This window comes from Kocuria sp. LUK (genome assembly GCF_021012935.1).
GTDB lineage: Bacteria > Actinomycetota > Actinomycetes > Actinomycetales > Micrococcaceae > Kocuria > Kocuria flava.
The window spans coordinates 83,532-108,169 of record NZ_JAJMZI010000001.1 but is presented as its reverse complement, the minus strand read 5'-3'; the positions used below and the strand labels follow the sequence as shown (position 1 = coordinate 108,169).

Annotated in this window: 22 protein-coding genes; 4 read left to right on the top strand and 18 right to left on the bottom strand. The window is 75.2% G+C overall.

Annotated features, from left to right (window positions below):
* Positions 1–22: 22 nt before the first annotated feature.
* The 14 genes from secF to LQU92_RS00445 form a co-directional block, all read right to left on the bottom strand.
* A complete protein-coding gene (gene secF / locus LQU92_RS00510) occupies positions 23–1,093 on the bottom strand; it encodes a protein translocase subunit SecF (protein ID WP_230659707.1) in 1,071 nt (356 codons plus the stop codon).
* Positions 1,093–2,970: a protein translocase subunit SecD gene (gene secD / locus LQU92_RS00505; RefSeq protein ID WP_101852219.1), complete on the bottom strand. Its 1,878-nt coding sequence runs from the start codon at positions 2,968–2,970 to the stop codon at positions 1,093–1,095. The genes secF and secD overlap by 1 nt, the downstream gene beginning before the upstream one ends.
* 86 nt (positions 2,971–3,056) lie before the next feature.
* Entirely contained in the window at positions 3,057–3,551 is a 495-nt protein-coding gene (gene yajC / locus LQU92_RS00500; protein WP_230659704.1) for a preprotein translocase subunit YajC, read from the bottom strand.
* A 71-nt stretch (positions 3,552–3,622) separates the two neighbouring features.
* A complete protein-coding gene (gene ruvB, locus LQU92_RS00495) occupies positions 3,623–4,705 on the bottom strand; it encodes a Holliday junction branch migration DNA helicase RuvB (protein ID WP_230659701.1) in 1,083 nt (360 codons plus the stop codon).
* Between the two features lie 26 nt (positions 4,706–4,731).
* A complete protein-coding gene (ruvA, locus tag LQU92_RS00490) occupies positions 4,732–5,370 on the bottom strand; it encodes a Holliday junction branch migration protein RuvA (protein WP_101852216.1) in 639 nt (212 codons plus the stop codon).
* 179 nt (positions 5,371–5,549) lie between these two features.
* Positions 5,550–6,176 carry a crossover junction endodeoxyribonuclease RuvC gene (ruvC, locus tag LQU92_RS00485; protein WP_255666960.1) on the bottom strand — a complete coding sequence of 209 codons (627 nt, stop codon included), beginning with the start codon at positions 6,174–6,176 and terminating at the stop codon, positions 5,550–5,552.
* Positions 6,173–6,934, bottom strand: a complete 762-nt coding sequence (locus LQU92_RS00480) for a YebC/PmpR family DNA-binding transcriptional regulator (protein WP_058858947.1) — start codon at positions 6,932–6,934, stop codon at positions 6,173–6,175. Before LQU92_RS00480 ends, ruvC begins: the two co-directional genes overlap by 4 nt.
* 129 nt (positions 6,935–7,063) lie before the next feature.
* A complete protein-coding gene (locus tag LQU92_RS00475; protein WP_101852215.1) occupies positions 7,064–7,786 on the bottom strand; it encodes a type 1 glutamine amidotransferase in 723 nt (240 codons plus the stop codon).
* A 14-nt stretch (positions 7,787–7,800) separates the two neighbouring features.
* Positions 7,801–9,108, bottom strand: a complete 1,308-nt coding sequence (locus tag LQU92_RS00470; RefSeq protein ID WP_230659695.1) for a Mur ligase family protein — start codon at positions 9,106–9,108, stop codon at positions 7,801–7,803.
* A gap of 179 nt (positions 9,109–9,287) precedes the next feature.
* Positions 9,288–9,872, bottom strand: coding sequence for an HIT domain-containing protein (locus LQU92_RS00465; protein WP_230659692.1), 585 nt, complete (start codon positions 9,870–9,872; stop codon positions 9,288–9,290).
* Entirely contained in the window at positions 9,869–11,983 is a 2,115-nt protein-coding gene (gene thrS, locus LQU92_RS00460) for a threonine--tRNA ligase (protein ID WP_230659689.1), read from the bottom strand. The genes LQU92_RS00465 and thrS overlap by 4 nt, the downstream gene beginning before the upstream one ends.
* A 238-nt stretch (positions 11,984–12,221) precedes the next feature.
* Positions 12,222–13,250, bottom strand: coding sequence for a DUF2382 domain-containing protein (locus tag LQU92_RS00455; RefSeq protein WP_230659687.1), 1,029 nt, complete (start codon positions 13,248–13,250; stop codon positions 12,222–12,224).
* Positions 13,251–13,593: 343 nt separating this feature from the next.
* A complete protein-coding gene (locus tag LQU92_RS00450) occupies positions 13,594–17,022 on the bottom strand; it encodes a DNA polymerase III subunit alpha (protein ID WP_230659685.1) in 3,429 nt (1,142 codons plus the stop codon).
* A gap of 244 nt (positions 17,023–17,266) precedes the next feature.
* Positions 17,267–17,842 carry an MOSC domain-containing protein gene (locus LQU92_RS00445; RefSeq protein ID WP_230659682.1) on the bottom strand — a complete coding sequence of 192 codons (576 nt, stop codon included), beginning with the start codon at positions 17,840–17,842 and terminating at the stop codon, positions 17,267–17,269.
* A gap of 149 nt (positions 17,843–17,991) precedes the next feature.
* On the opposite strand from LQU92_RS00445, the gene LQU92_RS00440 reads away from it, so the two are divergent.
* On the top strand, positions 17,992–18,825 hold the full coding sequence (locus LQU92_RS00440) for a hypothetical protein (protein ID WP_230659679.1): 834 nt from the start codon (positions 17,992–17,994) through the stop codon (positions 18,823–18,825).
* 12 nt (positions 18,826–18,837) lie between these two features.
* Here the strand turns inward: LQU92_RS00440 and LQU92_RS00435 are convergent, their stop codons facing one another.
* The 3 genes from LQU92_RS00435 to LQU92_RS00425 all read right to left on the bottom strand — a co-directional run bounded on the left by LQU92_RS00435 (position 18,838) and on the right by LQU92_RS00425 (position 21,101).
* Positions 18,838–19,803, bottom strand: a complete 966-nt coding sequence (locus tag LQU92_RS00435; RefSeq protein WP_230659676.1) for a TIGR03885 family FMN-dependent LLM class oxidoreductase — start codon at positions 19,801–19,803, stop codon at positions 18,838–18,840.
* A gap of 25 nt (positions 19,804–19,828) precedes the next feature.
* Positions 19,829–20,662 (bottom strand): fumarylacetoacetate hydrolase family protein, encoded by an 834-nt coding sequence (locus LQU92_RS00430; RefSeq protein ID WP_101852207.1) that lies wholly within the window; start codon positions 20,660–20,662, stop codon positions 19,829–19,831.
* Positions 20,663–20,777: 115 nt separating this feature from the next.
* Positions 20,778–21,101 carry a DUF6504 family protein gene (locus tag LQU92_RS00425; protein ID WP_058858957.1) on the bottom strand — a complete coding sequence of 108 codons (324 nt, stop codon included), beginning with the start codon at positions 21,099–21,101 and terminating at the stop codon, positions 20,778–20,780.
* 286 nt (positions 21,102–21,387) lie between these two features.
* On the opposite strand from LQU92_RS00425, the gene LQU92_RS00420 reads away from it, so the two are divergent.
* The 3 genes from LQU92_RS00420 to LQU92_RS00410 all read left to right on the top strand — a co-directional run bounded on the left by LQU92_RS00420 (position 21,388) and on the right by LQU92_RS00410 (position 23,877).
* Positions 21,388–21,894, top strand: a complete 507-nt coding sequence (locus LQU92_RS00420; RefSeq protein ID WP_101852206.1) for a GNAT family N-acetyltransferase — start codon at positions 21,388–21,390, stop codon at positions 21,892–21,894.
* A gap of 280 nt (positions 21,895–22,174) precedes the next feature.
* Complete coding sequence (locus tag LQU92_RS00415; RefSeq protein ID WP_230659673.1) at positions 22,175–23,254, top strand: TerC family protein; 1,080 nt, start codon at positions 22,175–22,177, stop codon at positions 23,252–23,254.
* A 257-nt stretch (positions 23,255–23,511) separates the two neighbouring features.
* Complete coding sequence (locus LQU92_RS00410) at positions 23,512–23,877, top strand: winged helix-turn-helix domain-containing protein (RefSeq protein ID WP_143709938.1); 366 nt, start codon at positions 23,512–23,514, stop codon at positions 23,875–23,877.
* Between the two features lie 247 nt (positions 23,878–24,124).
* On the opposite strand, the gene LQU92_RS00405 is transcribed toward LQU92_RS00410, so the two are convergent.
* A complete protein-coding gene (locus tag LQU92_RS00405) occupies positions 24,125–24,556 on the bottom strand; it encodes a pyridoxamine 5'-phosphate oxidase family protein (protein ID WP_230659670.1) in 432 nt (143 codons plus the stop codon).
* Positions 24,557–24,638 lie beyond the last annotated feature (82 nt).

Genomic DNA, 24,638 nt, shown 5'->3' with positions numbered 1-24,638 from the left:
CCCCGCCCACGGTGGACCCAGTCTAGACCGCCGCGCTCCCCTCGGCGGCACGCCCGGGCGCGGGGTTCTCCTCGTCGAGCCCCGCGAGGGAGGCGTTGGCGGTCTCGGGCGGGGCCGCCGCCCCGGCCTCCTGCGCGCGCACCGCGGGCTCCCGGGCGCGCAGCAGCGCGTAGAGCGGCCCGGCCACGAACAGGGTGGCCACGGTGCCGACGATGATGCCGACGAACAGGGACAGGGACAGGTCCTTGAGCGTGCCGGCGCCCAGGACGAGCCAGCCGATGAACAGGATCGAGCCCACGGGCAGGATCCCGACCACGGAGGTGTTGATCGAGCGCACCAGCGTCTGGTTGATCGCGAGGTTGACCTGGTCGGAGAAGCGGGTCGCGGCCCGGTCGGGCGGAGCCGTGCCGTCGAGCATGCCCTCGGTGTTCTCCCGGACCTTGTCGAAGACGACGACCGAGTCGTAGAGGGAGTAGCTGAGCACGGTGAGGAAGCCGATCACGGCCGAGGGGGTGACCTCGAAGCCCACGAGCGAGTACACCCCGGCGGTGATCGCGACGCTGGCGAGCATCCCGGCGATCGCCGAGACGGACATCTTCCAGGTGCGGAAGTACAGGGCCATGAGCACCGTGGCGAGGGCGACGAAGACGACGAGCCCGCGCAGGGCCTGGTTCGTCACGCCCGCGCCCCAGGTGGGGCCGACGAACGTGGAGGTGACCTCGTCGCCGGTCACGCCGTAGGCCTCGACGAGGGCGTCCTTCACGGCGAGGGTCTCGTCGTCGTCGAGCTGCTCGGTCTGCACGCGCACGGTGCCCGGGGCGATGGCGGTGACCCGGACCTCCTCGGCGTCGGAGGACTCGGCCACGGCCCGCTGGCCGGTGGCGACGTCGGCGTCCCCGACGGCGGAGACGGTGAACTCGGAGCCGCCGGTGAACTCGATGCCGAGGTTGAACCCGCCCTTGACGACGGGCACGAGCAGGGACAGCAGCACGAGCACGCCGGTGACAGCCAGCCACAGGCGGGCCCGCGCGACGAACGGGTAGGACTTCCGCCCGCTGTGCAGGGCGTTGCCGAAGTCGGCGAAGCGGGACATCAGGCGTTCTCCTCGGGGGTGCGGGGGGCGGACGACGACGGCGCGCCGACCGGGGTGCTGCCGCCGGGCCGGCGGTCCTCGGCCGGCGGGGCGCCCTCGTCCGGGTCCTGCCCGTCGGCCGGCGCGGCGGCCTGCTGGGCGGCGCGGCGGCGGCGCTCGGCGATGGTCAGCCCGTCGTGGCCGGTCCCCGGCTCGCGCAGCCGGCCGGCGCCGCGGTAGAGGGGCACGGCGTCCAGGGCCTCCGGGCTCAGCCCCGAGTGCTTCCCGCCGCGGCCGAAGTAGCCGGTGCGGGCCAGCAGGACCATGACCGGGTGGGTGAAGAGGAAGACGACGAGCAGGTCGGCGATCGCGGTCAGGCCCAGGGTGAAGGCGAAGCCGCGGACGTTGCCGACGGCCACGAAGTAGAGCACGAGCGCCGCCAGCAGGTTCACGGCCTTGGAGGCCAGCACGGTCTGGCGGGCCCGCTGCCAGCCGTGGTCGACGGCGGCGGGGATCGAGCGCCCGGAGCGGATCTCGTCGCGGATGCGCTCGAAGTAGACGATGAACGAGTCCGCGGTCTGACCGATGGCCACGATCAGCCCGGCCACCCCGGCGAGGGAGAGCCGGTAGTTGGCCGACCAGCCCAGCAGGGTGATCGCCAGCCAGGTGAGCACGCCCGCGACCACGAGGGAGCTGATCGTGACCAGGCCCAGGAGCCGGTACTGGAACAGCGAGTAGACGCACACGAGCACGAGCCCGATGATCCCGGCGAGGATGCCCATCCGCAGCTGGTCGGAGCCGAGGGTCGCGGAGATCTGCTGCTCGGACTGGATCTCGAAGCTCACCGGCAGGGCGCCGTACTTGAGCTGCTCGGCGAGGAAGCGGGCCTGCTCCTCCGTGAAGCTGCCCGTGATCTGGGCCTGGCCGTCGGCGATCACGGCGTTCATGGACGGGGCGGAGACCACCTGGCCGTCGAGCAGGATCGCGAACTGGCTGCGCGGGTCCCCGGGGGTCGACTGGCCGATGCCGTAGAGGCGCTCGGACAGCGCCCGGAACCGGTCGGTGGCCTCGGGGCCGAACTGGAGGTTCACGGCGAACTGGTTCAGGGACACGCCCTGGGCGTTGGAGGCGGTGCCGTAGGAGGCGTCGGCGATGCCGGTGCCCTGGATCTCGACCGGGCCCAGCAGGTACTTGGTGCCGGTCTCGGGCTCGCAGGCCACGACCGGCGCGTCGGCCGGCTGCTGCTCGCGCTCCTCCGGCGGCAGCGGTGCGGTGCAGTCGGTGGCCTCGAAGCGCTGGTAGAGCTCGGGGGTGATCCAGTTCGGGTCGGAGGAGTCCGCGGGCTCGCCCTCGGGCTCGGGCAGCTCGTCCTCGGGGGTGCGCTGGTCCGCGGGCACGGCCTCGGCGGGGGCGGTGGTGAGCACGGGGCGGAAGGCCATCTCGGCCGAGGCCTGGATCAGCTCGCGGGTCTCGGCCGAGGGCGTGCCGGGCATGGAGACCACGATGTTGTCCCCGGACTGGGTGGCGATCTCGGCCTCGGCCACGCCGCTGCCGTCGACGCGCTGGCGGATGATCTCCACCGCCTGGTCGAGCTGCTCGGGGCTGATCTCCTGGCCGGTGTCCTCGCCCTGCAGGGTCGGGGACAGGATCATCTGCGTGCCGCCCTCGAGGTCGAGGGCGAGCTTCGGCCCCCAGCCGGTGCGGTCCGTGCCGGCGCCCCAGGCGAGCAGCCCGCCCAGCAGGGCCAGCAGCACGAGCAGCCCCAGCAGGGCCCGGCGCGCCCCGCCGACGGCGGCACGGGGCCCGGAGAGGGTCCGGGTCCTCGTGCCGGGGGGCGGGGCCGGGCGGGCGGGGTCGGGCCCGGGGTCGCCGGAGGGTGGGGGTGGGGTCTGTGCCATGGTGTTCCTTCTCGCGCGTCGGCCGTGGGGGCGGGCCTGCTCATGGGAACGGGCCGGCCAGTGGCCGGCCCGTGGTCCCGCGGGGGTCAGTCGGTGCGCTGCCCGGGCTCGCGCGGGGTCTCGCCGTCGGGGCCCGCGGCGGAGGAGCCGGGACGGTCCTCGGCGGAGGGGGTCTCGAGCGGGCCGGCGCCGGCGGGCAGCCCGCCGGCGGTCTCCGGGGCCGTGCCCTCGGCGGGAACCTCGTCCCCGGCGGGGGCCTCCTCCTCGACGACGGTGGTGAGGGCCTGGAGGTGGACGGTCACGGCCGTGCCGGGGGCGATCTCGAGGACGGCCTTGTTCGCGTCCCGGTCGATCTCGACGACGGTGCCGTAGAGCCCGAAGCTCGTCATGACCTCGGTGCCGGGGCCCATGGTCGACTGCTTCTGCTTCATCTGCGCCATGGCCTTCTTCTGCCGGCGCATCGGCAGCCACAGCAGCAGCACGAAGGCCACGAGCATGAGGGGCAGCAGCCAGGAGCCACCGCCGCCCTGGGGCTGGGCCGCCTGGGCGGCGAGGGACTGGGCGATCAGGTGCGAGGTCACGGACGTCCGTTCGATCGGGAGCGGGTTTTCCGTCCCATGGTAGGGGATCCCCCTGGGCGGGGCCCGGGAGATCAGTCCTCGAACAGGGTGGCGTCGTCCTCGGCGGGGCCGCCGAGGGCGGCGCGCAGCGCGGGGTCCCGGTAGGCGGCGTGCTCCGGGGCGGGCAGCCCGAGGTGCTCCCACGCGGCGGCCATGGCGATCCGCCCGCGCGGGGTGCGCCCGAGCAGCCCCTCCCGCACGAGGTAGGGCTCGGCGACGGTCTCGACGGTCTCGGTCTCCTCCCCCACCGCGATCGCGAGGGTCGACAGCCCGACGGGCCCGCCGTTGAACTTCGTCACGAGCGCCGTGAGCACGGAGCGGTCCAGCCGGTCGAGGCCGCGGGCGTCGACCTCGTACATGTCCAGGGCGGTCGAGGCGGCGCGGGCGTCGATCCGCTCGACGCCGTGCACGAGCGCCCAGTCGCGCACCCGGCGCAGCAGCCGGTTGGCGATGCGGGGGGTGCCGCGGGAGCGGGAGGCGACCTCGGCGAAGCCCTCGGCGGTCATGGCGAGGTCCATCAGCCCGGCGGAGCGGCGCAGCACGAGCTCGAGCTCCTCGACGGAGTAGAACTCGAGGTGGCCGGTGAAGCCGAAGCGGTCGCGCAGCGGGCCCGGCAGCAGCCCCGCCCGGGTCGTGGCCCCCACGAGGGTGAACGGGGGCAGGTCCAGCGGGATGGAGGTCGCCCCGGCGCCCTTGCCCACGACGATGTCGACGCGGAAGTCCTCCATCGCCATGTAGAGCATCTCCTCGGCGGGCCGGGACATCCGGTGGATCTCGTCGAGGAACAGCACCTCGCCCTCGGTCAGGGAGGACAGGATCGCGGCGAGGTCACCGGCGTGCTGGATGGCCGGGCCGGAGGAGATCCGCAGGGGCGCGCCCATCTCCTCGGCGATGATCATCGCGAGGGTGGTCTTGCCCAGGCCCGGGGGCCCGGACAGCAGCACGTGGTCGGCGGAGCGCCCGCGCAGGCGGGAGGCCTCCAGCACGAGGGAGAGCTGCTGGCGCACGCGCTTCTGGCCGACGAACTCGTCGAGGTTCCCCGGGCGCAGCGCCGACTCCAGCTGCTTCTCGTCGGGCTCGTCGGTCGCGGAGACCAGCCGGTCCCGGGCGTTCACGGCGGCGCCGTCCTCCCGTGCCACGCTCACACCCCCCGGTCGGCGGTGCGGGTGCCGGCCTTGGCGGCGCCGAGCCAGCCGAGCACGGTGCGCAGGATGAGCGGGACGTCGCCGGAGGCGGCGAGCTCCTCACGGCCGTCGAGGGCGTCGGCGACCCCGCGGGCGGCGTCCTTCTCGCTCCAGCCCAGCCCCACGAGCGCCTCGAGCACCTGCGCGCGCCACGGCTCCACCGGGGCGGGGGCGGGCTCGGCGGGGCGCTCGGGGACCACGAGCTTGTCGGCGAGCTCGAGCACGATCCGCCGGGCCCCCTTGGGCCCGATGCCGGGGACCCGGGTGAAGGCCTTGGCGTCGCCCTCGGCGATGGCCCGGTGGACGTCGTCGGGGCCGAGCACCGCGAGCACGGCCAGGGCGGTGCGGGGGCCGACGCCGCTGACGCCGAGCATGGTCTCGAAGACCTCCCGCTCGGCGGGGGCCCGGAAGCCGAAGAGCAGCGGGGACTCGTCCTTGCGGGCGACCCAGGCGGTGTCCAGGCGCACCTGGCGCCCGACCCGCAGGCCCGCGAGCGTCTCGGCGGTGGCGTGGACCTGGACGCCGAAGCCGCCCACGGAGACGACGGCGGTGGTGAGGCCGACGTGCTCGACCTCTCCCGTGATGGACGCGATCACCGCGCGGCTCCTTCCCGTGGTCCCCTGCCGGCGCGCCCGGCCGGGCGCGGACGATTCGAACGGATCTACGAATGCGGGTCGACGGCCACTGTAGCAGGGCGGGCCGACGCCCCGCACCGGCCCGGCCGCGGGCTCAGCCGGCCCGACCACGGTCCCGGCCGCACCGGCCGGGGGCGGGCTCAGCCGGTCCGGCCGCGCCGGGCCCGGGCCTCCGCCTCCGCCCACGCCCGCTGGGCGGGGGTCATGGCGGAGCGGCGGGTGGCCACGGGCCGGGCGCCCTGGTGGGTCTCGGTGCCGGCGGTGGCGTCGAGGCCGGTGCCGCCCCCGCGCCAGCCGTGGCAGATGGCGATGGCCAGGGCGTCGGCGGCGTCGGCCGGGCGCGGGGCCTCGGCCAGGCGCAGGATCCGCACGACCATGCGCGCGACCGAGGCCTTGTCGGCCCGGCCGTCGCCCGTCACGGCGGCCTTGACCTCCGAGGGGGTGTGCCAGGCGACGGGCACCCCGTGGCGGGCGGCCGCGGCGATCACGGCCCCGGAGGCGTGGGCGGTGCCGATCACGGTGTGCACGCTGGCCTGGGCGAAGACCCGCTCGAGGGCCAGGGCGTCGGGGCGGTGCCGCAGGATCCACTCGTCGGTGGCCTCCCAGATCCGCAGGATGCGCCTGTCGAGGGGCTCGGCGGCCTGGGTCCCGGCGACGCCGACCTCCACGAGCGTGGCGGTGCGGTCCCCGCGCACCTGCACGAGGCCGAACCCGCACCGGGTCAGCCCGGGGTCGACCCCGAGGATGCGCTGGCCCTGCGTGCTCAGTCCTCGTCCTCGAGCCGGGCGAGGACCTCGGCCGGGATCTCGGCGTTGGAGTAGACGTTCTGCACGTCGTCGAGCTCCTCGACGGCGTCGGCCAGGCGCAGGAACTTGCGGGCGCCGTCCTCGTCGAGCTCGACCTTCATGGACGGGCGGAACTGGGGGTCGTCGTTGTTGTACTCGAGCCCGGCCTCGTCGAGGGCGGTGCGGATCGCGGGCAGGTCGGTGGCCTCGGAGACGACCTCGAACTCCTCCTCGCCCTCGATCACCTCCTCGGCGCCGGCGTCGAGGACGGCCACGAGGACGTCGTCCTCGGTGAGCCCGTCCTTCTTCGCGACCTCGACGACGCCCTTGCGCTCGAAGAGGAAGGCCACGGACCCGGAGTCGGCCATGGTGCCGCCGTTGCGGGTGACGGCCACGCGCACCTCGGAGGCCGCGCGGTTCTTGTTGTCGGTGAGGCACTCGATGTAGAGGGCGGTGCCCTGGGGGCCGCGGGCCTCGTAGAGGATCTCGTCGTAGTTGATCGTCTCGCCGGTCAGGCCGGCGCCGCGCTTGATCGCCCGGTCGATGTTGTCGTTGGGCACGGAGTTCTTCTTGGCCTTGGTCACGGCCAGCTCGAGCGCCGGGTTGCCGGCGGTGTCGGGCCCGCCCATGCGGGCGGCGACCTCGATGCCCTTGATGTACTTGGCGAAGGCCTTGGCGCGACGGGCGTCGATCACGGCCTTCTTGTGCTTGGTGGTCGCCCACTTGGAGTGTCCGGACATGCGTTCCTCCTCGGGAAGTCCTGCGGTGGGGGCGCGCCCCCGCGGCGGCTGCGCCCCGGGGACGCGCCGGGGGCGGCCCGGGAAAGTCGTGGACCATTCTACCGGGTGCGCCCGCCCCCGGCCGGTGGCTCAGCGGGGACGGGCGATCGCGGCCTCGCGGGCGCGCTCGGCAAGGGTGTCGTCGAGGGGCTCGGCGTCGAAGCTCCCGTGCCGGCGCTCGACGGCGGCGCGGATGAGGTGGTCGGCCACGGCCGGGTTCTTCGGCAGCAGGGACCCGTGCAGGTAGGAGGCGACCACGTGGTGGACGCGGGCGCCCTCGGTGCCGTCCTCGCCGTTGTTGCCGGCGCCCTTGACCACCCGTCCCAGCGGGTCCTGGCCGGGGCCGAGGCGGGTGAGCCCCGAGTGGTTCTCGTAGCCGACGACGGTGCCGAACTCCGGGGACTCCAGGACGATGTTGCCGATCAGCCGGGTGGGCCCGGCCGCGGTGGTGGCGTCGAGCAGGCCGATGCCGGGCAGCACCTCCCCGGAAGCCGTGCGGAACTCGTGGCCGAGGAGCTGGTAGAGCCCGCAGATCGCGAGCAGGGGCACGCCGTCGGCGGCCATGGCGCGCAGCTCGGGGGCGATGCGCTGCAGGTCCTCCTGGACGCGGAACTGCCCGGAGTCCTGCCCGCCGCCGCCCACGAGCAGGTCGGCGTCGGCCGGGAAGGGGTCCCCGGGGTCGTGGTCGCTCAGCCGCACGGCGTAGCCGTAGCGCTCGAGCCGGCGCTTGAGGGCGAGGGTGTTGCCCCAGTCCCCGTAGATGTTCATGTCCCTCGGGTAGAGCTGGACGAGGTGGATGCTGCGGTCGGTCATGGGGGGGGCTCCGCTCAGATCTCGGCGACCTCGGCCACGCGGGAGAGCTCCCGGCGCAGCTCGAGCATGGAGGTGTAGGTGCAGAACACGCGCATGGGGCGGTCCCCGGCCCCGGCCACGAAGCGGCGCAGGGCGTCGCCGAGGCCGGGCACGACCTCGCGCACGGGCACCTCGTCGTGGTCCAGGCGCAGGGCCATGTCCCAGGCGCGCGTGCCGGCGACGACGTCGACCCCGCCCTCGCGCAGGGAGTGGAAGTCGACGTCCCACAGCCAGGAGACGTCGCGGCCGTCGGCGTACTCGTCGTTGATGGTGATCATCGTGGCGTAGTCCCCGGGGCGGGCCGAGGCCAGGGAGAGCCGGAACCCGGCGGGGTTCTTCACGAGCAGCAGCTGCAGCGGGCGCCCGCCGACCTCGATGGTCTCGCCGCGGCCGAAGGCGGGGGTCACGCGGGAGAGCTCGGCCAGCAGCGCGGGCCGGTCGGCGTCGGGGCCGGCGACCGCGAGCGCGAGGGCGAGCGCGGCGGCGGCGTTGTAGATGTTGTAGACGCCGTAGAGGTCGACCGTGGTCTCGACGGGCCGGCCCTCGACGAGCAGCCGCACCCGGTTGGCCTCGAAGGAGCTCAGCTCCACGGCGGCGGCCGGGCGGGGGACGAGCTCGTCCTCGTGGTCGGCGCCGGCCTCGGGCCCGCCGGCGGAGCGCATGTCGTCGTCGGAGGGGAACAGGGGGCGCAGGGCGGCGGAGAGGCCGAACCAGCGGATCCCGGTGCCCTCGGGGACGTGCTCGGCGAGGGAGGCGATGCGGGGGTCCTCGCGGTTGAGCACGACCGTTCCGGTGGTGGCGGCGGCGATCCGGGCGAGCATCCGGCGGGTGGTGTCGATCTCGCCGAAGCGGTCGAGCTGGTCGCGCATAACGTTGAGCAGCAGGGCGTACCGGGGTTCGACCTGCCGGACGAAGTGCACGGCGTGGGCCTCGTCGAGCTCGAGGACGGCGATGTCGGCGTCGAGCCGGCCGGTGAGGCTCATCTCCCCCAGCAGGGCCGCGGCCACCCCGCGCACGAAGTTGGAGCCGGTGCGGTTGGTGAAGACCTTCAGGCCCTGGGCGCGCAGCAGCTGCACGGCCATCTTGGTGGTGGTGGTCTTGCCGTTGGTGCCGCTGACGACCACGACCCCGTGGGGCAGCTTCGCGAGCTCCTCGGCGACGAACCCGGGGTGCAGCTTCTCCATCACGAGTCCGGGGAAGGCGGAGCCTCCCCCGCGCAGGGTGGTCAGGTACCGGATGCCTTGGCCGAGCAGGCGCACGTGGGGTCGGGACATGCGCTCCATCCTAGGACGTGGGCGCCGCACCCGGGCGCACAGGGCCGCGGGAGGGTCCGCCCCGCGGCGGCGGACGGGGGCGGGCCCGCGCTCCTGCTGCCCCGGCCCCCGGGGCAGCTGCGGTCCGCGCGACCGGTCCGCGCCCCGGCCCGGGGACGGGACGAAGCGCGGGACGACGACGGCGCCGCTCAGATCCGGGGCCAGGCCTCGGCGATGTCCCGGCGGGTGTCGCCGAGGGTCTGCATGATCGCCTTGGTCCCGGCGAGGACGGGCATGAAGTTGGCGTCCCCGTTCCAGCGCGGCACCACGTGCTGGTGCAGGTGCTCCGAGAGGGACCCGCCGGCCGCCGGGCCCAGGTTGAGCCCGATGTTGAACGCGTGCGGGGAGGCCACCTGCCGGATCGTGCCGACGGCGGTGCGGGTGAGCTGCGTGAGCTCCTCCGCCTCGTCGTCGTCGAGGTCGGTCAGGTCCCCGACGTGGCGGTACGGGCACACGAGCAGGTGCCCGGGGTTGTACGGGAACAGGTTGAGGATCACGAAGCACCGCTCGCCGCGGTGGACGATCAGCGACTCCTCGTCGGCGCGCTCGGGGCCGCCGCAGAACGGGCAGCCCGGGGAGGCCTGCACGGAGGGGTCCTCGCCGCGCACGTAGGCGAGCCGGTGGGGGGTCCACAGCCGCTGGAAGCTGTCGGGGACCCCGGGGATCTCGAACTCGTCCTGGCGGATCCAGCCGGGCGGGGGCGCACCGCAGGACCCGTCCGCGGGTCCGGTCACTGCCCGGCTCCCGCGGCCGCCGCCGCGTCCTCGCGGGGCGCGGGGGCTGTGGGGTCCTCGTTGACGCGCCCGCGCACGTGGGCCACGATCCGCTCGACGGCCTCCCCCACGAGCACCCCGTTGTCCTGGGAGCCGTCGCGGAAGCGGAAGGAGACCGCGCCGGCCTCGGCGTCCTCGCCGCCGGCGATGAGCACGAACGGGACCTTGTCCTTGGCCGCGGTGCGGATCTTCTTCGGGAACCGGTCGGAGCCGGCGTCGAGCTCGGCGCGGATCCCGCGGGCGCGCAGGGTCGCCACGACCTCCCCGAGATAGTCGTCGAAGGCCTCGGCGACCGGGATCGCCCGCACCTGCACGGGTGCCAGCCAGGCGGGGAACGCACCCGCGTAGTGCTCCACGAGCACCCCCAGGAACCGCTCGATCGAACCGAACTTGGCGGAGTGGATCATCACCGGGCGCTGGCGGGTGCCGTCGGCCGCCTGGTACTCGAGGTCGAAGCGCTCGGGCTGGTTGAAGTCGTACTGGATCGTGGACATCTGCCAGGTGCGCCCGATCGCGTCCTTGGCCTGCACGGAGACCTTCGGCCCGTAGTAGGCGGCTCCCCCGGGGTCCGGCACGAGGTCCAGGCCGGTCTCGGTGCAGACCTCCTCCAGGACGCGGGTGGCCTCTTCCCACTGCTCGTCGGAGCCGATGAACTTCTCCGACTCCGGGTCGCGGGTGGAGAGCTCGAGGTAGAAGTCGGTCAGGCCGAAGTCCCGCAGCAGCCCGAGGATGAACTCGAGCAGGTGGCGGATCTCCGCGGGGGCGTCCTCGCGGGTGACGTAGGAGTGGGAGTCGTCCTGGGCGAAGCCGCGCACGCGGGTGAGGCCGTGGACCACCCCGGACTTCTCGTAGCGGTAGACGTGGCCGAACTCGAACAGCCGCAGCGGCAGGTCGCGGTAGGACCGGCCCCGGGAGCGGTAGATGAGGTTGTGCATGGGGCAGTTCATCGCCTTGAGCCGGTAGTCCTGGCCCGGCTTGGTGACGGTGCCGTCCTCGTCGCGCTCCTCGTCGACGTGCAGCGGCGGGAACATGGTCTCCGCGTAGTAGGGCAGGTGCCCGGAGGTGTGGAAGAGCCCGTCCTTGGAGATGTGCGGGGTGCCCACGTACTGGAAGCCCTCGTCCACGTGGCGGTCGCGGACGTAGTCCTCCATCTCCCGCTTGATGATCCCGCCCTTGGGGTGGAACACGGGCAGGCCCGAGCCGAGCTCGTCCGGGAAGGAGAACAGGTCCAGCTCGGCGCCCAGGCGGCGGTGGTCGCGCCGCTCCGCCTCGGCCAGGCGCTCCTTGTACGCGGTCAGCTCCTCCTTGGTCGGCCAGGCGGTGCCGTAGATGCGCTGGAGCTGCTGGTTCTTCTCCGACCCGCGCCAGTAGGCGGCCGCGGAGCGGGTGAGGGCGAAGCCGTTGCCGATCAGCTTGGTGTCGGGCAGGTGCGGGCCGCGGCACAGGTCCTTCCAGACCGTCTCCCCGGTTTTGCGGTCCACGTTGTCGTAGATCGTCAGCTCGCCGGCGGCCACCTCCACGGAGGCGCCCTCGGCGGAGGCGTCGACGTCCCCGCCGGAGCCGGGGCCCTGGGCGAGGCCGATGAGCTCGAGCTTGTAGGGCTCGCCGGCCATCTCGGCGCGGGCCTCGGCCTCGTCGACCGCACGGCGGCGGAAGGACTGGGTCGAGTTGACGATCTTCTGCATCCGCTTCTCGATCGCCTTGAGGTCCTCGGGGGTGAAGGGCTGCGCGACGTCGAAGTCGAAGTAGAAGCCGTCGGTGATGTACGGGCCGATCCCCAGCTTCGCCTCCTCGTGCAGCTGCTGCACGGCCTGGGCCATCACGTGCGCGGCGGAGTGGCGCAGCACCTCGAGGCCCTCGGGGTCGGAGATCAGCACCCGCTCGACGACGTCGCCGTCGGCCAGCTCGTGGGCCAGGTCCCGCAGGACGCCGCCGACGCGGGCGACGACGACGGCGCGGTCCTCCCGGTACAGGTCCGCGGCCGTGGTCCCCGCCCCGACCGTGCGCCGCTCGCCGTCGACGGTGATGGTCAGGGACGCGGGCGAGGTCGTGGGCTCCGGCGCGGTGGTCATCGGGAGGCAACTCCTTGGGTCGTGGGGTGGGCGCGCGCCCGTACGGAGGGGCGTGCGGAGGCAGCGCCGCACGGCAGGCGGCACGCACCGCCTCCGATGGTACCCGCCCGCACCGCGGCGGCCCCGGGACCGGTGGCGGGACGCCCGCGGCGGGCACGGCGGAGCCCCCGTTCCCCGGGACGGGGAACGGGGGCTCCGGGGCCGCCGGGACGGGCCCGGCGGGATCGGAGGTCTCCGATCAGATGCGGTCGCGGCGGTCGCGGTCGGTGAGATCGCGGTCGCGGTCGGTGAGGCCGCGGTCGGCGTCGTTCTCGACGTCGACCTGCTCCTTGCGCACGTCGGCCTCGACGCGCTCGGTGTCGCGCACGGACTCCTTCTCGAGCCCGACCTTCTCGACGCCCACGGTCTCCTTGGCGACGACGGGGCGCTCCTCGTGGAGGGTCACCTCGACGTCCTCCTCGCCGATGGTGCCGGCGGTCGCCTCGGTGCCGCTCAGCGGGGTCCGCTCGACGCGGACCTCCTCGCGCTCCACCGGCACGTCCACGGTCTCGTGGTCGGTCACGACGTACTTGCGCAGGCGGGCGCGGCCGGTCTCCTGGCGCTCCTTGCCGACGTGCAGCTGCTCCTCGTGGCGGACCACCGAGCCGTCGTCGACACCGGTGCGGTCGCGGTCGCGGTCGAGGTCCGCGGTGCCGGCCCTGCTGTCGCGGTCGAGGTCCGCGGTGCGGTCCCGGTCCAGCCCGGCGGTCCGGTCGCGGTCCAGCTCCTCGGTGCGCTCGGTCTCGGCGTAGCCGGCGGTGCCCGCCGTGCCCGCGGCGGTGCCGGTGGCCGGCACGGCGTTGCGGTCGGTGTCCGTGGCGTAGCGGTCGTCGCGCTCGGTCCCGGCGTGGCCCGCGGTGCCGGCGGCGGCCGTGCCCGCGGCGGTGCGGTCGCGATCGGTGCGGGCGGCGGTGCCGTCGTAGTTCATCTTGTAGTAGCGGTAGAGCTCCTCCTCCTCGGCCGGGGAGAGGTGCTGGTCCGCGTCGATGCCGGGGGCGTCCTTGACGACGTCCTTGGTGTACGGGAGGACGAGGCGGTCGCCGTCCTGCTGCGCGCCGTCGACGGGCACGAAGCTCTCCTTGGTGCCGAACAGGCCGGTGTTGACGGTGACGAAGGTGACCTCTTCGGTGTTGTCGTCCAGGAAGACCTGCTCGACCTTGCCGATCTTGTCGCCGTCCGAGCCGTAGGCGGTGGCCGACAGCAGTGCGTTCACGTCGTACGTGGCCATGAGAACTCCTTCTCCGGTTGGTCTGCGTTCCAACGGCCCCGGGTGGGGTCCGTCGCGGGCGAACCGCCGGGGGTGGCGGTGCAGCTCGTCCGCTGTTGGTAGTAACCATACTGCCGATCAGCCCACTGACCAATGGCTTCACCCAGAGTGAAATCCGGTGCGGGCGGGACCGGCCGGTCCCCGGTCAGCGCCGGCGCGGACGGCGCCGGGCGGACCCGGCGCCGCCCTGCCGGCGGCGGTCGAGGAGGCGCCCGATCACGATGGGGGCGAGGGTCAGCAGGATCTTGCGCATGCTCGTGGTGCTCCGTTCCCGGCCCCGCCGGCGGCGGGACCACTCGTTTGATCAGTGTGCTGAGCGTACCTGCAGGGTGGATCCCCGGCCACCGCCGGGGCGGACGGGCCCCGGCGCCCCGGTCGCGGCCCGCACCGCGGCGGGGGTCCCGGGATCGGCGAGGTCCCAGGCCTGCAGCGCGCTCACGCTGATCCCGCGGGGACCGGTGCGCCGCGTGCGCCCGTGCACCAGCAGCAGGCGGGTGCCGAACAGGTGTCGGCCGGAGCGCTCCTGGGCGTCGTCGAAGAAGGCGCAGTCCACGGCCCCCGTGCCGTCGTCGAGGCTGACGAAGACCACCCGGCGGCCGCTGCGGATCGGCGGGGTCATGGTGGAGACGCGCACCCCGGCCACGAGCACCTCCGAGCGGCTGCGCAGCTCGAGCAGCCGCTCCGCCGGCGTCACCCCGAGCGCGCGCAGCAGCGGCGCCCAGCTCTCCAGCAGGTGGGCCGAGACGTCCACGGAGAGCAGGTCCAGCTCGGTGCGCACCTTCTCCGCGAGCGAGGGCTCGGGCCGCTCCGCGGGCAGCGCGCGCAGCTCGAGGTCCCCCAGGTCGAGGGCCAGCTGGCCCCGGACCTCCCCCGCCCCGCCCGCCCGCGGGGGCCGGGCGGCGTCGGCCCGCGCCCGCAGGGCGTGCACGAGGTCGGTCCGGGAGGCGGCGGCTCCCGAGCGGTGCAGCAGGCCGTCGAGGGCGCCCACGGCGGCGAGGCGCTCGAGGGTCCGCCGGCCCGGCCGGGCCCGCTCCCGCAGGTCGGCCAGCGAGGCGTAGGGCCGCCCGGCGGCGATGCGGCGCAGCTCGGCCCGGGCGACGCCGTGGACCCCGGTGAGGGCCATCCGCACGCCGAGGCGGGACGGGTCGTCGTCGAGGCGCTCGACGCGGTAGTGCTCGTCCGAGCGGTCGACGTCCACGGGCAGGACCGGGATCCCCATCCGCCGCGCCTCGCTCACCAGCAGCCGCTTGGGGTACATCCCGGGGTCGTGCTCCCACAGCCCGGCCAGGAACGCCTCGGGGTGGTGGGCCTTCAGCCACGCGGACTGGTAGGTGGGCACCGCGAACGCCGCCCCGTGGGCCTTGCAGAAGCCGAACGAGCCGAACGCGGCGAGGATCCCCCACACCCGGTCCACGACGTCCGGGGGGACGCCCCGGTCCCGGGCGCGCTCGCGGAAGAGGGCCTCGACCCCGGCCTCGCGCTCGGAGCCCAGCCGCCGGCGCAGCTCGTCGGCGCGCGCCAGGCCGCACCCGGTGAACGCGTCGAGGATCCGCAGGACCTGCTCGTGGAAGACCGTCACCCCGTGGGTCTCGGCGAGGATCGGGTCGAGGGCCGGGTGCACCGGTTCGGGGCGGGACCACCCGTGGCGGTGCTCGAGGAAGGGCCGCACCATGTCCGAGTGCATCGGTCCGGGGCGGAAGAGCGAGATGTCCACGATCAGGTCCTCGAACCGCTCCGGGGCCATCTTCCCGATGAGCTCGCGCTGGCCGGGGGACTCGATCTGGAAGCAGCCCAGGGTGTGGGTGGTGCGGATCAGCGCGAACGTCGCCGGGTCGTCGCGCGGGACCGCGTCGAGGTCCAGGCGGGGCCGGCCGGGGTGGATCCGGGCGATCTCGTCCACGGCGTGGGCCAGGGCGGACTGCATCCGCACCCCGAGGACGTCGAGCTTGAGCATCCCCATGGGGTCCATGTCGTGCTTGTCGAACTGGCTCATGGGCAGGCCCATGCCGCTGGCCTGCACGGGGGTGCGGTCCAGCAGTCGGCGGTCGCCGAGGATCACCCCGCACGGGTGCACGGAGATGTGCCGGGGCAGCCGGTCGAGGCGCTCGGTGAGGTCCACGAGCAGGTCCAGCTGCCGCTCCCGGGCCACCTGCTCGGCCAGCTCCCGCAGCTCGGGGCGCTCCGCCAGGGTCGTGCGCAGCGTGGCGGCGGGCAGGTTCCACAGCTGCTTGGCCACGGAGTCCACGGCCTCCGGGTCCAGGCCCAGGGCCAGGCCGGCGTCCCGGACGGCGCCGCGGGCCCGGTAGGCGTTCTGCATGCTCATCAGGCTCACCCGCTCCGCACCGAAGCGGGCGAAGACCTCCCGGTAGACCCGGTGGCGCTGGGCGGACTCGACGTCGATGTCGACGTCCGGCAGGGTCGAGCGGTCCCCGGAGAGGAAGCGCTCGAAGAGCAGGTCGTGCTCGAGCGGGTCCACCTGGGAGACGTCGAGCAGGTAGTTCACGAGGGAGGAGACCCCGGAGCCGCGGGCGGCGTGGCGCACCCCCAGCGCCCCGATCATCGCGGAGACCTCCGCGACGGTGAGGAAGTAGGCGGCGAAGCCCAGCTCGTCGATCACCCGCAGCTCCTGCTCGAGCCGCTCGCGCACCCGGGGGCCGTCCCGCCGGTGCGGGTAGCGGCGGGCGAGCCCGGCCTCGCAGCGGGCCCGCAGCTCGGCGGCGGCGGGCCGCTCCAGGCCCAGGACGGCGGCCTCGGGCACCACGGGCCGGCCCCAGCCGCAGTCCGCGACGGGGTCCAGCCGGGAGCGGTCGGCCACCCGCCCGGTGCCGGCGAGCAGCGCCGCGGTCCCCTCCGCGCCGAGGTCGGCGGCCCGGGCGACCTCGGCGGCCAGCGCGTGCATCTGGCGTGCGGGTTTGAGCCAGCCCTGCCCGTTGGGCTGCAGCGGCGCCGTGGCCCTCCCCCGGCCCCCGCGCGCCCCGGCGGCCCCCAGCGCCTCGAGGGGGGTCAGGGCGCGTGCGGCGTCGAGGACGTCGGCGGTCGCGGCCTCCGCGGGGGTCGCGTAGCGCACCGCGTTGCTGAGCACGGGAGTGAGCCCGGCCTCGAGGGCGGCCCGCAGCATCCGGGCCGCGTGGGGGGTGCTGCCGGCGACGCCGGGGGCGGTCAGGTGCGGGACGACCTCCACGGCGAGCGCCTCGGCGGGCAGCAGGGAGCGCCAGCGGGCGAGGGCGGCCCGGGCGCTCCGGTAGCGGCGGGCCGCGAGCGCACGGCCGACGTCGGAGTCCGGTCCCAGCAGGACGGTCAGCGCGGGGGTGCCCGGGGCGAGGAGGCGCGCGTGGGCGGCCAGGCGGCGGGCGTCCACCCCCACGGGGAAGGGCCCGCCGCGCCCGGGGCCGCGCCCGTCCCGTGCGCCGGGGCCGGCGTGGGCCGCGGAGACGAGCCGGCACAGGGCGGCGTAGCCCGCGCCGCCCGTGCCGCCGGCGGCGAGGACCACGACGCGTCCGAGGACCCGGCCCCGGTCGTCGTCGAGGAGGGCGAGGTCGGCGCCGAGGACCGGGTCGAGACCGTGCTCGCGGCAGGCGCCCAGGTGCTTGACGGCGCCGTAGAGCCCGTCCCGGTCGGTGCAGGCGAGCGCGTCCGCGCCGTCGGCGGCGGCGGCCGCGGCGAGCACCCGGGGGTGGCTGACCCCGTAGTGGGCGCTGAACGCGGTGGCGACGTGGAGGTGCGGGAAGCTCACCCCCTCATTCGAAGATGTGTTCGACATTAAGTCAATCGCAAACCGCCGTCGGGGGCCCGGTGCGTTCTGCGCGGCCCGGGGAGCCGGGACGGGCCCTCGCCGCGCCGGCCCCTCCCGGCCCCCGGACCCGGGGCGGGCGCCGTCCCGGGCGGCGGGTGCGGGGGCGACGGGATCCGGGCGGACGGTGCGGGGAGTGCGTGCTCCGGCCCTGGGCGCCGGGACGAGGGCGCCGGGAGGGCCGGCGCTAGGGCAGCCGGGAGGCCCGGCGCAGCACGGCCTCCCCCGCCCGCTGCGGCTCGAGCGGCACGGGGCTGTGCAGCACCGCCGGGCCGCGGCGGAGGGCCCCGTCCGTGAGCACCCGGCAGCGGATCCCGCCGCGCCCGCGCATCGCCGCGTGGGCGCCGGGGGCCAGCACCTCGTCCATCCAGGCGCAGGGGTGGGCCGCCCGGCCGCCCCGCAGGCGCACGGGGGCGCCGCCGGCCTCCAGGGCGAACTCCTCGCCCAGCAGCGGGGGCAGGTGCGCCCCGCGCAGCACCACGTTGCGCCGGGTCAGCAGCGGGTCGAAGGGCGCGGCGGCGCCCAGCTCGGCGGCCATCGCCTCGAGGGCCTCGACGGCGAGCAGGGTCACGGCCGCGTCCATGTGGGCGGCCCTCCCGAAGAAGCGGTCGCCGACGACGCCCTTGCCCGCCACGAGCTCGACCCGGTCGGCGTCCCGGGTGGGCACGTCGGCGGCGCCGTCGCGGGCCCTGCCGAAGTAGGCGTGCCCGGGCGAGACGAGCAGGTGCAGGATCTCCACGTCGTAGCGGTGCGGCGCGCTCATGCCCCCAGCATCCCACCCCACGGGCCCCGCAGCACGGGCCCGCGCCGCCCGCGACGTCCGGGGCCCGCCCCGCGGGTGCTCCGGGGCGCCCGCTCCCGTGCGCCCCGGGCCCGGAGGGGCGCGCTGCGATCCCGGCTAGAGTTCCTCCCATGGGCGAACTGCTGTACGAGTGGATGACGCAGCAGCAGGCGGCGGCCGCGCTGGAGGAGTACCGCGCCGAGCGCGGCCCGGCGTTGCGGCGGCTGCGGTCCTGGCTCGAGGCGCAGGGGGTCGCCCCCGACGACCTGCTGGACGGCACCCCGGAGTCCACGGCCCCGCTGTGGGACCGGATCACCGCGCGGATCACGGCGCTCGGCACGGACCCGCGCACCCTCGACGCCGATCCGACCCGGTCCCGGTGGCCGAGCTGGGCCCGCCACGGGAAGCTGGTGGACCCGCACCCGCCGGAGGAGTCGCTGGTGCTCGTCGACGGGTTCTGCGCCTACCTCGCCGAGGTGCTCACGGCCGCCGTGCCGCAGGCGCGCTGGCAGGTGGGCGAGCACCGCCTCGTCGACCACCCCTCGCTCAACTACCCGGTGCTCGCCGCCGGCGGCCACCAGGTCTTCCTGCCGGGGCTGCCGCTCTACAGCGCCTACCAGTCCGCCCACGGCCGCGACCCGATGGACGGGGACGCGATGCTGGCCCACGTCCGCCGGACGGCCGCCGCGCTGCGCGGCGGCACGGTGGCGGGCGGGTCCTCCGGGGAGCCGCTGGTGACGGTCGTGGCCGAGGTCGGCTGCTTCGACGTGGGGCTGCGCGCCGATCTGCCCGAGCGGCACCCGGCGCTGGTGGAGCGGCTGGTCGACGAGCTGTGCGAGCGCGACGGCGTCGTCTCGGTGCACCGCTACGGGCCCGCCGCCCTGGTCGTCGGCGTCCCGGAGTGGGGCGAGGTGCGCCTGAGGCCGTGGCTGAGCCTGTGGCTGGAGCGCAACCCGCCCCGCTGACCGGCGTCCCGCTCAGCCGGCCAGCTGCGGGAGCACCTCCTGGCCGAAGGCGTCGAGGAACGGCGCCTGCTCCCGGCCCACGTGGTGCAGCTGGAGCTCGTCGAAGCCCAGCTCGGCGTACTCGTGCAGCCACTGCGCGTGCCGGCCCAGGTCCGCGGAGACGTTGACCGCCCCGGCCACCTGCTCGTCGCCGACGTCCTGCTGGAGGGCCTTGCGCTCGTAGTCCTGGGGGGAGGCGAGCTCGGCCATGGTCACGGGGTCGAAGACGTTGGTGCGCCACTGGTCCCGGGCGATCGCCCGGGCCTGCTCGGGCTCGGGGGCCCAGCTCAGGTGCACCTGGAGCACGGTGCGCCCGGTGCCCCCGCCCTCCCGGTAGGCGTCCAGCATCCGGCGCAGGTCCTCGAGCGGCTGGTTGACGGTGATCAGCCCGTCGGCGACCGGGGCGAACCGGCGGGCGGTGCCCGGCGTCAGGGCGGGCACCAGCAGGGGCGGGAGCACCTCGGGGGCGCTCCAGACCCGCGCCCGGTCCGCGCGGAAGGGCTTCTCGCGGGTCACCTCCTCGCCCGCGTGCAGGCGGCGGACGACGTCGAAGCTCGCCTCGAGGAAGCGCTGCCGCTCCTCCTTGGCCGGCCAGCGCGGGGAGACGGGCCGCTCGTTGAGCCGCTGCCCGGTGCCCAGTGCCACCCAGACGCGGCCGGGGAACATCCGCGCCAGCGTGGCCGTGGCCTGGGCCGTGACCACAGGGTGGTAGCGCCGGCCCGGGGCGTGCACGAACCCGAACGGCAGCGCGGTGGAGGCCAGCGCCGCCCCCAGCCAGGACAGGGCGAAGCCCGCGTGCCCCTGCCGCGGGGACCAGGGCTCGAGGTGGTCCGAGCACATGGCGGCGGCGAAGCCGGCCTGCTCGGCGTGCCGGACGTCGCGCAGCAGCTGCTCGGGCGGGATCTGCTCGTGGGAGGCGTGGAAGCCGACGGTCGCCATGGGGTCTCCTCCGGTCGCGGTCGGGTCAGCGGGGCAGCAGGTCCTCGGCGGGGGTGCACACGTTGCGCAGCTCGCCGATGCCCTCGATCTCGGTGACGACCTCCTGGCCGTCCCGCAGCCAGATCCGCCGCGGCTTCTTCGCCAGGCCCACGCCGGCGGGGGTGCCGCAGGCGACGAGGTCGCCCGGCTCCAGGGTCATGAACCGGGTGAGGTACTCCACCAGCTGCACCGCGGAGAAGATCATCCGGTCGGTGCTGGAGTCCTGGTGGCGCACCCCGTCCACCGTGCAGCGCACGGCCAGGCCGGCCTCGGGGTCGACCTCGTCCGGGGTCACGACGACGGGGCCCACCGGGGTGGTGCGGTCGAAGTTCTTGCCCTGGAACCACTCGGAGGTCCGGCCCTGCCAGTCCCGCACGGAGACGTCGTTCATGATCGTGTACCCGGCGATGGCCGCCCGGGCCCGTCCGGCGTCCGCGTGGCGGACGGTCGTGCCGATCACCGCGACGAGCTCGGCCTCCCAGTCGATCTTCTCGGACTCCTCGGGCATGGCGATGGGGTCGACGGGGCCGACGAGGGCGTTGGCGTACTTGGCGAAGATCGTGGGGTGCTCGGGGATCTCCTGGCCGACCTCCTCGGCGTGGTCGTAGAAGTTCAGCCCGGCGCACAGGATCTTCCCGGGCCGCAGCACCGGGGTGAGCAGCTCCTCCGGGGCGGGGGCGGGCCCGGGCTCCCCGGGCAGGGAGAGGTCGCCCCCGGCCAGCAGCGCCCCCACGTCCGGGACGGGCAGGTAGACGGTCTCCCCCGCCTCCTGCCGGAAGGCCTGGGTGCTGCCGCTGCGGGCCACGGTGCCGAGTCTCACGGGTGCTGCCTCTCTGCCGGACGGGGCCGCGCGGGGAGCGCGGTCGGTGCGGGCGCCGCGCGGACGGCCCGCACCCCCGATCCTATGCACGGGACCCGCCGCGCGCGGGCCCGCCTCACGCGCAGCGCCCGACCCGGATCCCGGTCGCGCTCGTGGCCGCGAGCAGCCGCCAGCGGCCGGTGTCGAGGGTGTGGACGAGCTCGAGGGTGAGCAGCTCCGTGCGCGGGCCGAGCTGGACCTGCACCCGCCACATCTGCTGGTCGACGACCCCGGCGCCCCGCTCCCGGGGCAGCCGCAGGTCCTCCGCCCACCACGCCCGCCGCTCGTACCAGCGCACGGGGTCCTGGGCCACGCGGTAGGCCCGCCCGCGCCAGCGCACCCCCACCGGCACGCCCTCGGCGTCGCAGTCCACGTCCACGCTCTCCGTCAGCACTCCCACCACGGCTCCTCTCCCTCCGGCGGCGCCCGCCGGCCGGGCACCCTGTCCCCTGGAAGCTAGAACACCTGTGCGACAGGCTAAGCCGATGAGCCCTCCGCAGGGAACATGTGTTCACTGCCCGGAGCCTGCCGCCCGGACCGCGCCGGGGCGCCCGGAATCCGTGGACAACCCCGGTGAAATGGATACGCTGAGAGGACGGAGGACGCGCCCGCCGCGCCCTCCCTGACGCCCCTGACCCCTCGTCCGCCCCCGCCGGAGCAGCCGGCGTCGACCCACGGAGGCCCCCATGACCGGAACCATCACGCTGATCGCCCGCACCGTGGCGAACACCAGGCCGAACCCGGTGCCCACCCGCCCGGCCACGCCCGAGGACGCCGAGGCCCTGGCCCAGCTCTACTACTCCTCCTACGAGCAGGGCGGGGTCTCCAGCCTCGAGGAGGCCCGCCAGGTCGTCCAGGGCGTCTTCGCCGGCGAGTACGGTCCCTTCCTGGCGGAGGCCTCCCCCGTGGTCGCCGACGAGGACGGCACGATCGTCGCCGCGGCCCTGACCCTCGAGCGCCGCGTGGGCGACGGCGAGCTCCCGGACGCCCCGTACCTCTTCGAGCTGTTCACCGCCGCGTCCCGTCGCCGGCAGGGCCTCGCGGAGCAGCTCGTGCGCTCCAGCATGGACACCCTCTGCCACAGCGGCTACGACCAGCTGTGCCTGCGCATCGCCGAGGACAACGCCGCCGCGCTCGCGCTCTACCTCACCCTGGACTTCAACCGCTGGGTCCCGGAGGACGACGACTACTGAGCCGGCCACCGGACCGGGGGCGAGGAGGAGGCCCGGGACCCGCAGCGGGTCCCGGGCCTCCTCCCGTCCGCCCTCCGGCACCCCTTGTCCCCAACAGGCACCCCTTGTCCCCAACAGGCACCCCTTGTCCCCAACAGGTGAAGCGTGCTTCACTTGTTCGTGTCAGGGAGGGGAGTATCCCACCGTCGTCCCGTCGTCATTCCGGTCCCGTGCGGCCCGGCGGGACGGGCCCCGCGGGGCCGGGAGAGACCTCCGGTCGTCACGATCGGAAGGTCCTGCCATGGACGTCCCCCTCTGGATCTGGGCCGCGGTGCCCGTCTTCATCCTCCTCATGCTGGCCGTGGACCTGTTCGCCCACCGCCGCGCCCACGTCATCGGCGTGCGCGAGGCCGCCGCGTGGTCGGCGGTGTGGGTCGCCTGCGGCGTGGCCTTCGGGGCCCTCGTCTGGTGGGGCTGGGGCGCGGAGTTCGGCCAGCAGTACTTCGCCGGCTACCTCATCGAGAAGTCCCTGGCCGTGGACAACGTCTTCGTCTGGGCGATCCTCTTCAGCTGGTTCGCCGTCCCGCGCGAGCTCCAGCACCGGGTGCTGTTCCTGGGCGTGCTCGGCGCCCTGGTGCTGCGCGGGGTCTTCATCGCCGCCGGCGCCCTCCTGATCCAGAACTTCTCCTGGATCCTCTACGTCTTCGCCGCGTTCCTGCTCTGGACCGGGTGGCGGATGGTCCGCCGGCGCGACGAGCACCTGAACCCGGACCGGTCGGCGGTGCTGCGCACCTTCCGCCGCCTCGTGCCGATGACCGAGGCCTACCACGGGCAGAAGCTGCTGGTCCGCCGGGACGGCGTGCTGCTGGCCACCCCGCTGCTGGCGGTGCTGGTGCTGATCGAGGCCACCGACGTCGTCTTCGCCGTGGACTCCATCCCCGCGATCTTCGCCGTGACCGACGAGGTGTTCCTGGTCTTCACCGCCAACGCCTTCGCGATCCTGGGCCTGCGGGCCATGTACTTCCTGCTCGCCGACCTGATCCACCGCTTCGTGTACCTGAAGACCGGCCTGGCGCTGGTGCTGATCTGGGTCGGGATCAAGATGCTGCTCAAGATCGACCTCTTCTACATCCCCACCGGCATCTCCCTGGCCGTGGTCGCCACGATCATCGCCGTCTCCGTCGTCGCCAGCCTGCGGGCCACCCGCGGCCAGGGCCGCCGCTCCCTGCCGGTTCCGGCCGAGCCGCCGTTCCGGGTCGCCACCGAGGCCGAGAACGCCGCCCTCGAGCCCCTGCGGGCCCGGCGCCGCCCCGTGCGCGCCGGGCCCGGGAGGACGGCCGACCGGGATCCCGGCGCCCGCCGGGAGGAGGAGCGGCGATGACCGCCCTGGCCCCCTCCTCCTGCCGGCCGGTGGCCGCGGTGGTCACCGGCGGCCCCGAGGCCGCCGTGGTGGTCACCCCGGCGGCGGTGCCGCCGCCGACGCTGCGCTGCGGTGCCGGGACGGTGCCCGTGGCGGGTCCCGGGAACAGACCGCCCAGGTCCACCGCCCGGCCGGCCCGAGGGGACCGGCCGGGCGGGGAGGTCCCGGCCCGGCACGCCCGGGCCGGCGCCTCCCGGCCCCGCCACGAGAGGAGATCCGTGCCCACCTCAGACGACGCCGCCGGGCCCCCGGCGGGAGCATCCCGCCGCCCCGCCGGGGCGGTCCCGCCCCGGCGCCCGGCCTGGACGCTGCTCACCACCCACGGCCACGTCCTGCTGGCCGCGGCCCGCTCTCCGGACGCCCGGGTCGGGGAGATCGCCGAGCAGGTGGGGATCAGCGTGCGCGCGACCCTGTCCGTGCTCAAGGACCTCGAGGAGGCCGGCTACCTCACCCGCCACCGGGTGGGCCGGCGCAGCCACTACACCGTGGACCGGCGGCGGCACTTCCGGCACCCGGCCACCGCCGCCCACGAGGTCGGCGAGCTGCTCGACGTCCTGGCCGGCGACCCGCCGGGCACCGGCTGACGCGGGACGGAGCCCCTGCCCGGGACAGGACACCGCGCACCGGCGGCGCGAGCGCCGGAGAGACCGTGCCGCGAGGCGCGTGCCGGGCAGAGGAGGTCCCGGAAGACGCGTGCCAGAGCGCGAGCTGGAGCAGGCGCCCCCGGAGGCACGTGCCGACAGAGCGCGCCGGCAGCGGCACCGCGGCGCGGCCCGGCCGGCCCAGGGCTCAAGGCTCAGGGCTCAGGGCTCAGGGCTCAGGGCTCAGGGCTCAGAGCACGGTCTCCTCGCGCACCGGGGGGTCGACCGCGACGTCGACGAACCGCACCCAGCCCACCGTGACCTCCACGAGCCGGGTCGCGGCGGGGTCGTGGCCGCCGGATCCGGGGTGGCGGGACTCCAGCAGCCCGGCGGCGGCCCGCGCGGGCTCGCCCGCCAGCACCACGGCCTCGCCCTCGAGCTGGTACTCCTGGCCCGTGCCCGAGACCACCACCAGGGAGACCCGCGGGTCGGCGCCCAGGTTGGCGAACTTGCGGCTGGCCGTGTTGGTGCCGAAGACCAGGCGGCCGTCGTCGTCGGCCACGAGGTTGACCCAGGCGGACTCGGGGCAGGCGCCGGGGGCGTTGGTGGCCACGACGCCGCCGCCGTGGGTGCGGACGAAGGCCACGAGGCGCTCGAGGGTCTGCCGGTGGGCGGGGGTCATGCGGATCTCCTCCGGTCGGGGAACGGGCGCGGGGAACAGGACGGGGCGGGACCGGGCAGTCCAGCGGGGCGGGCGGGCGGCC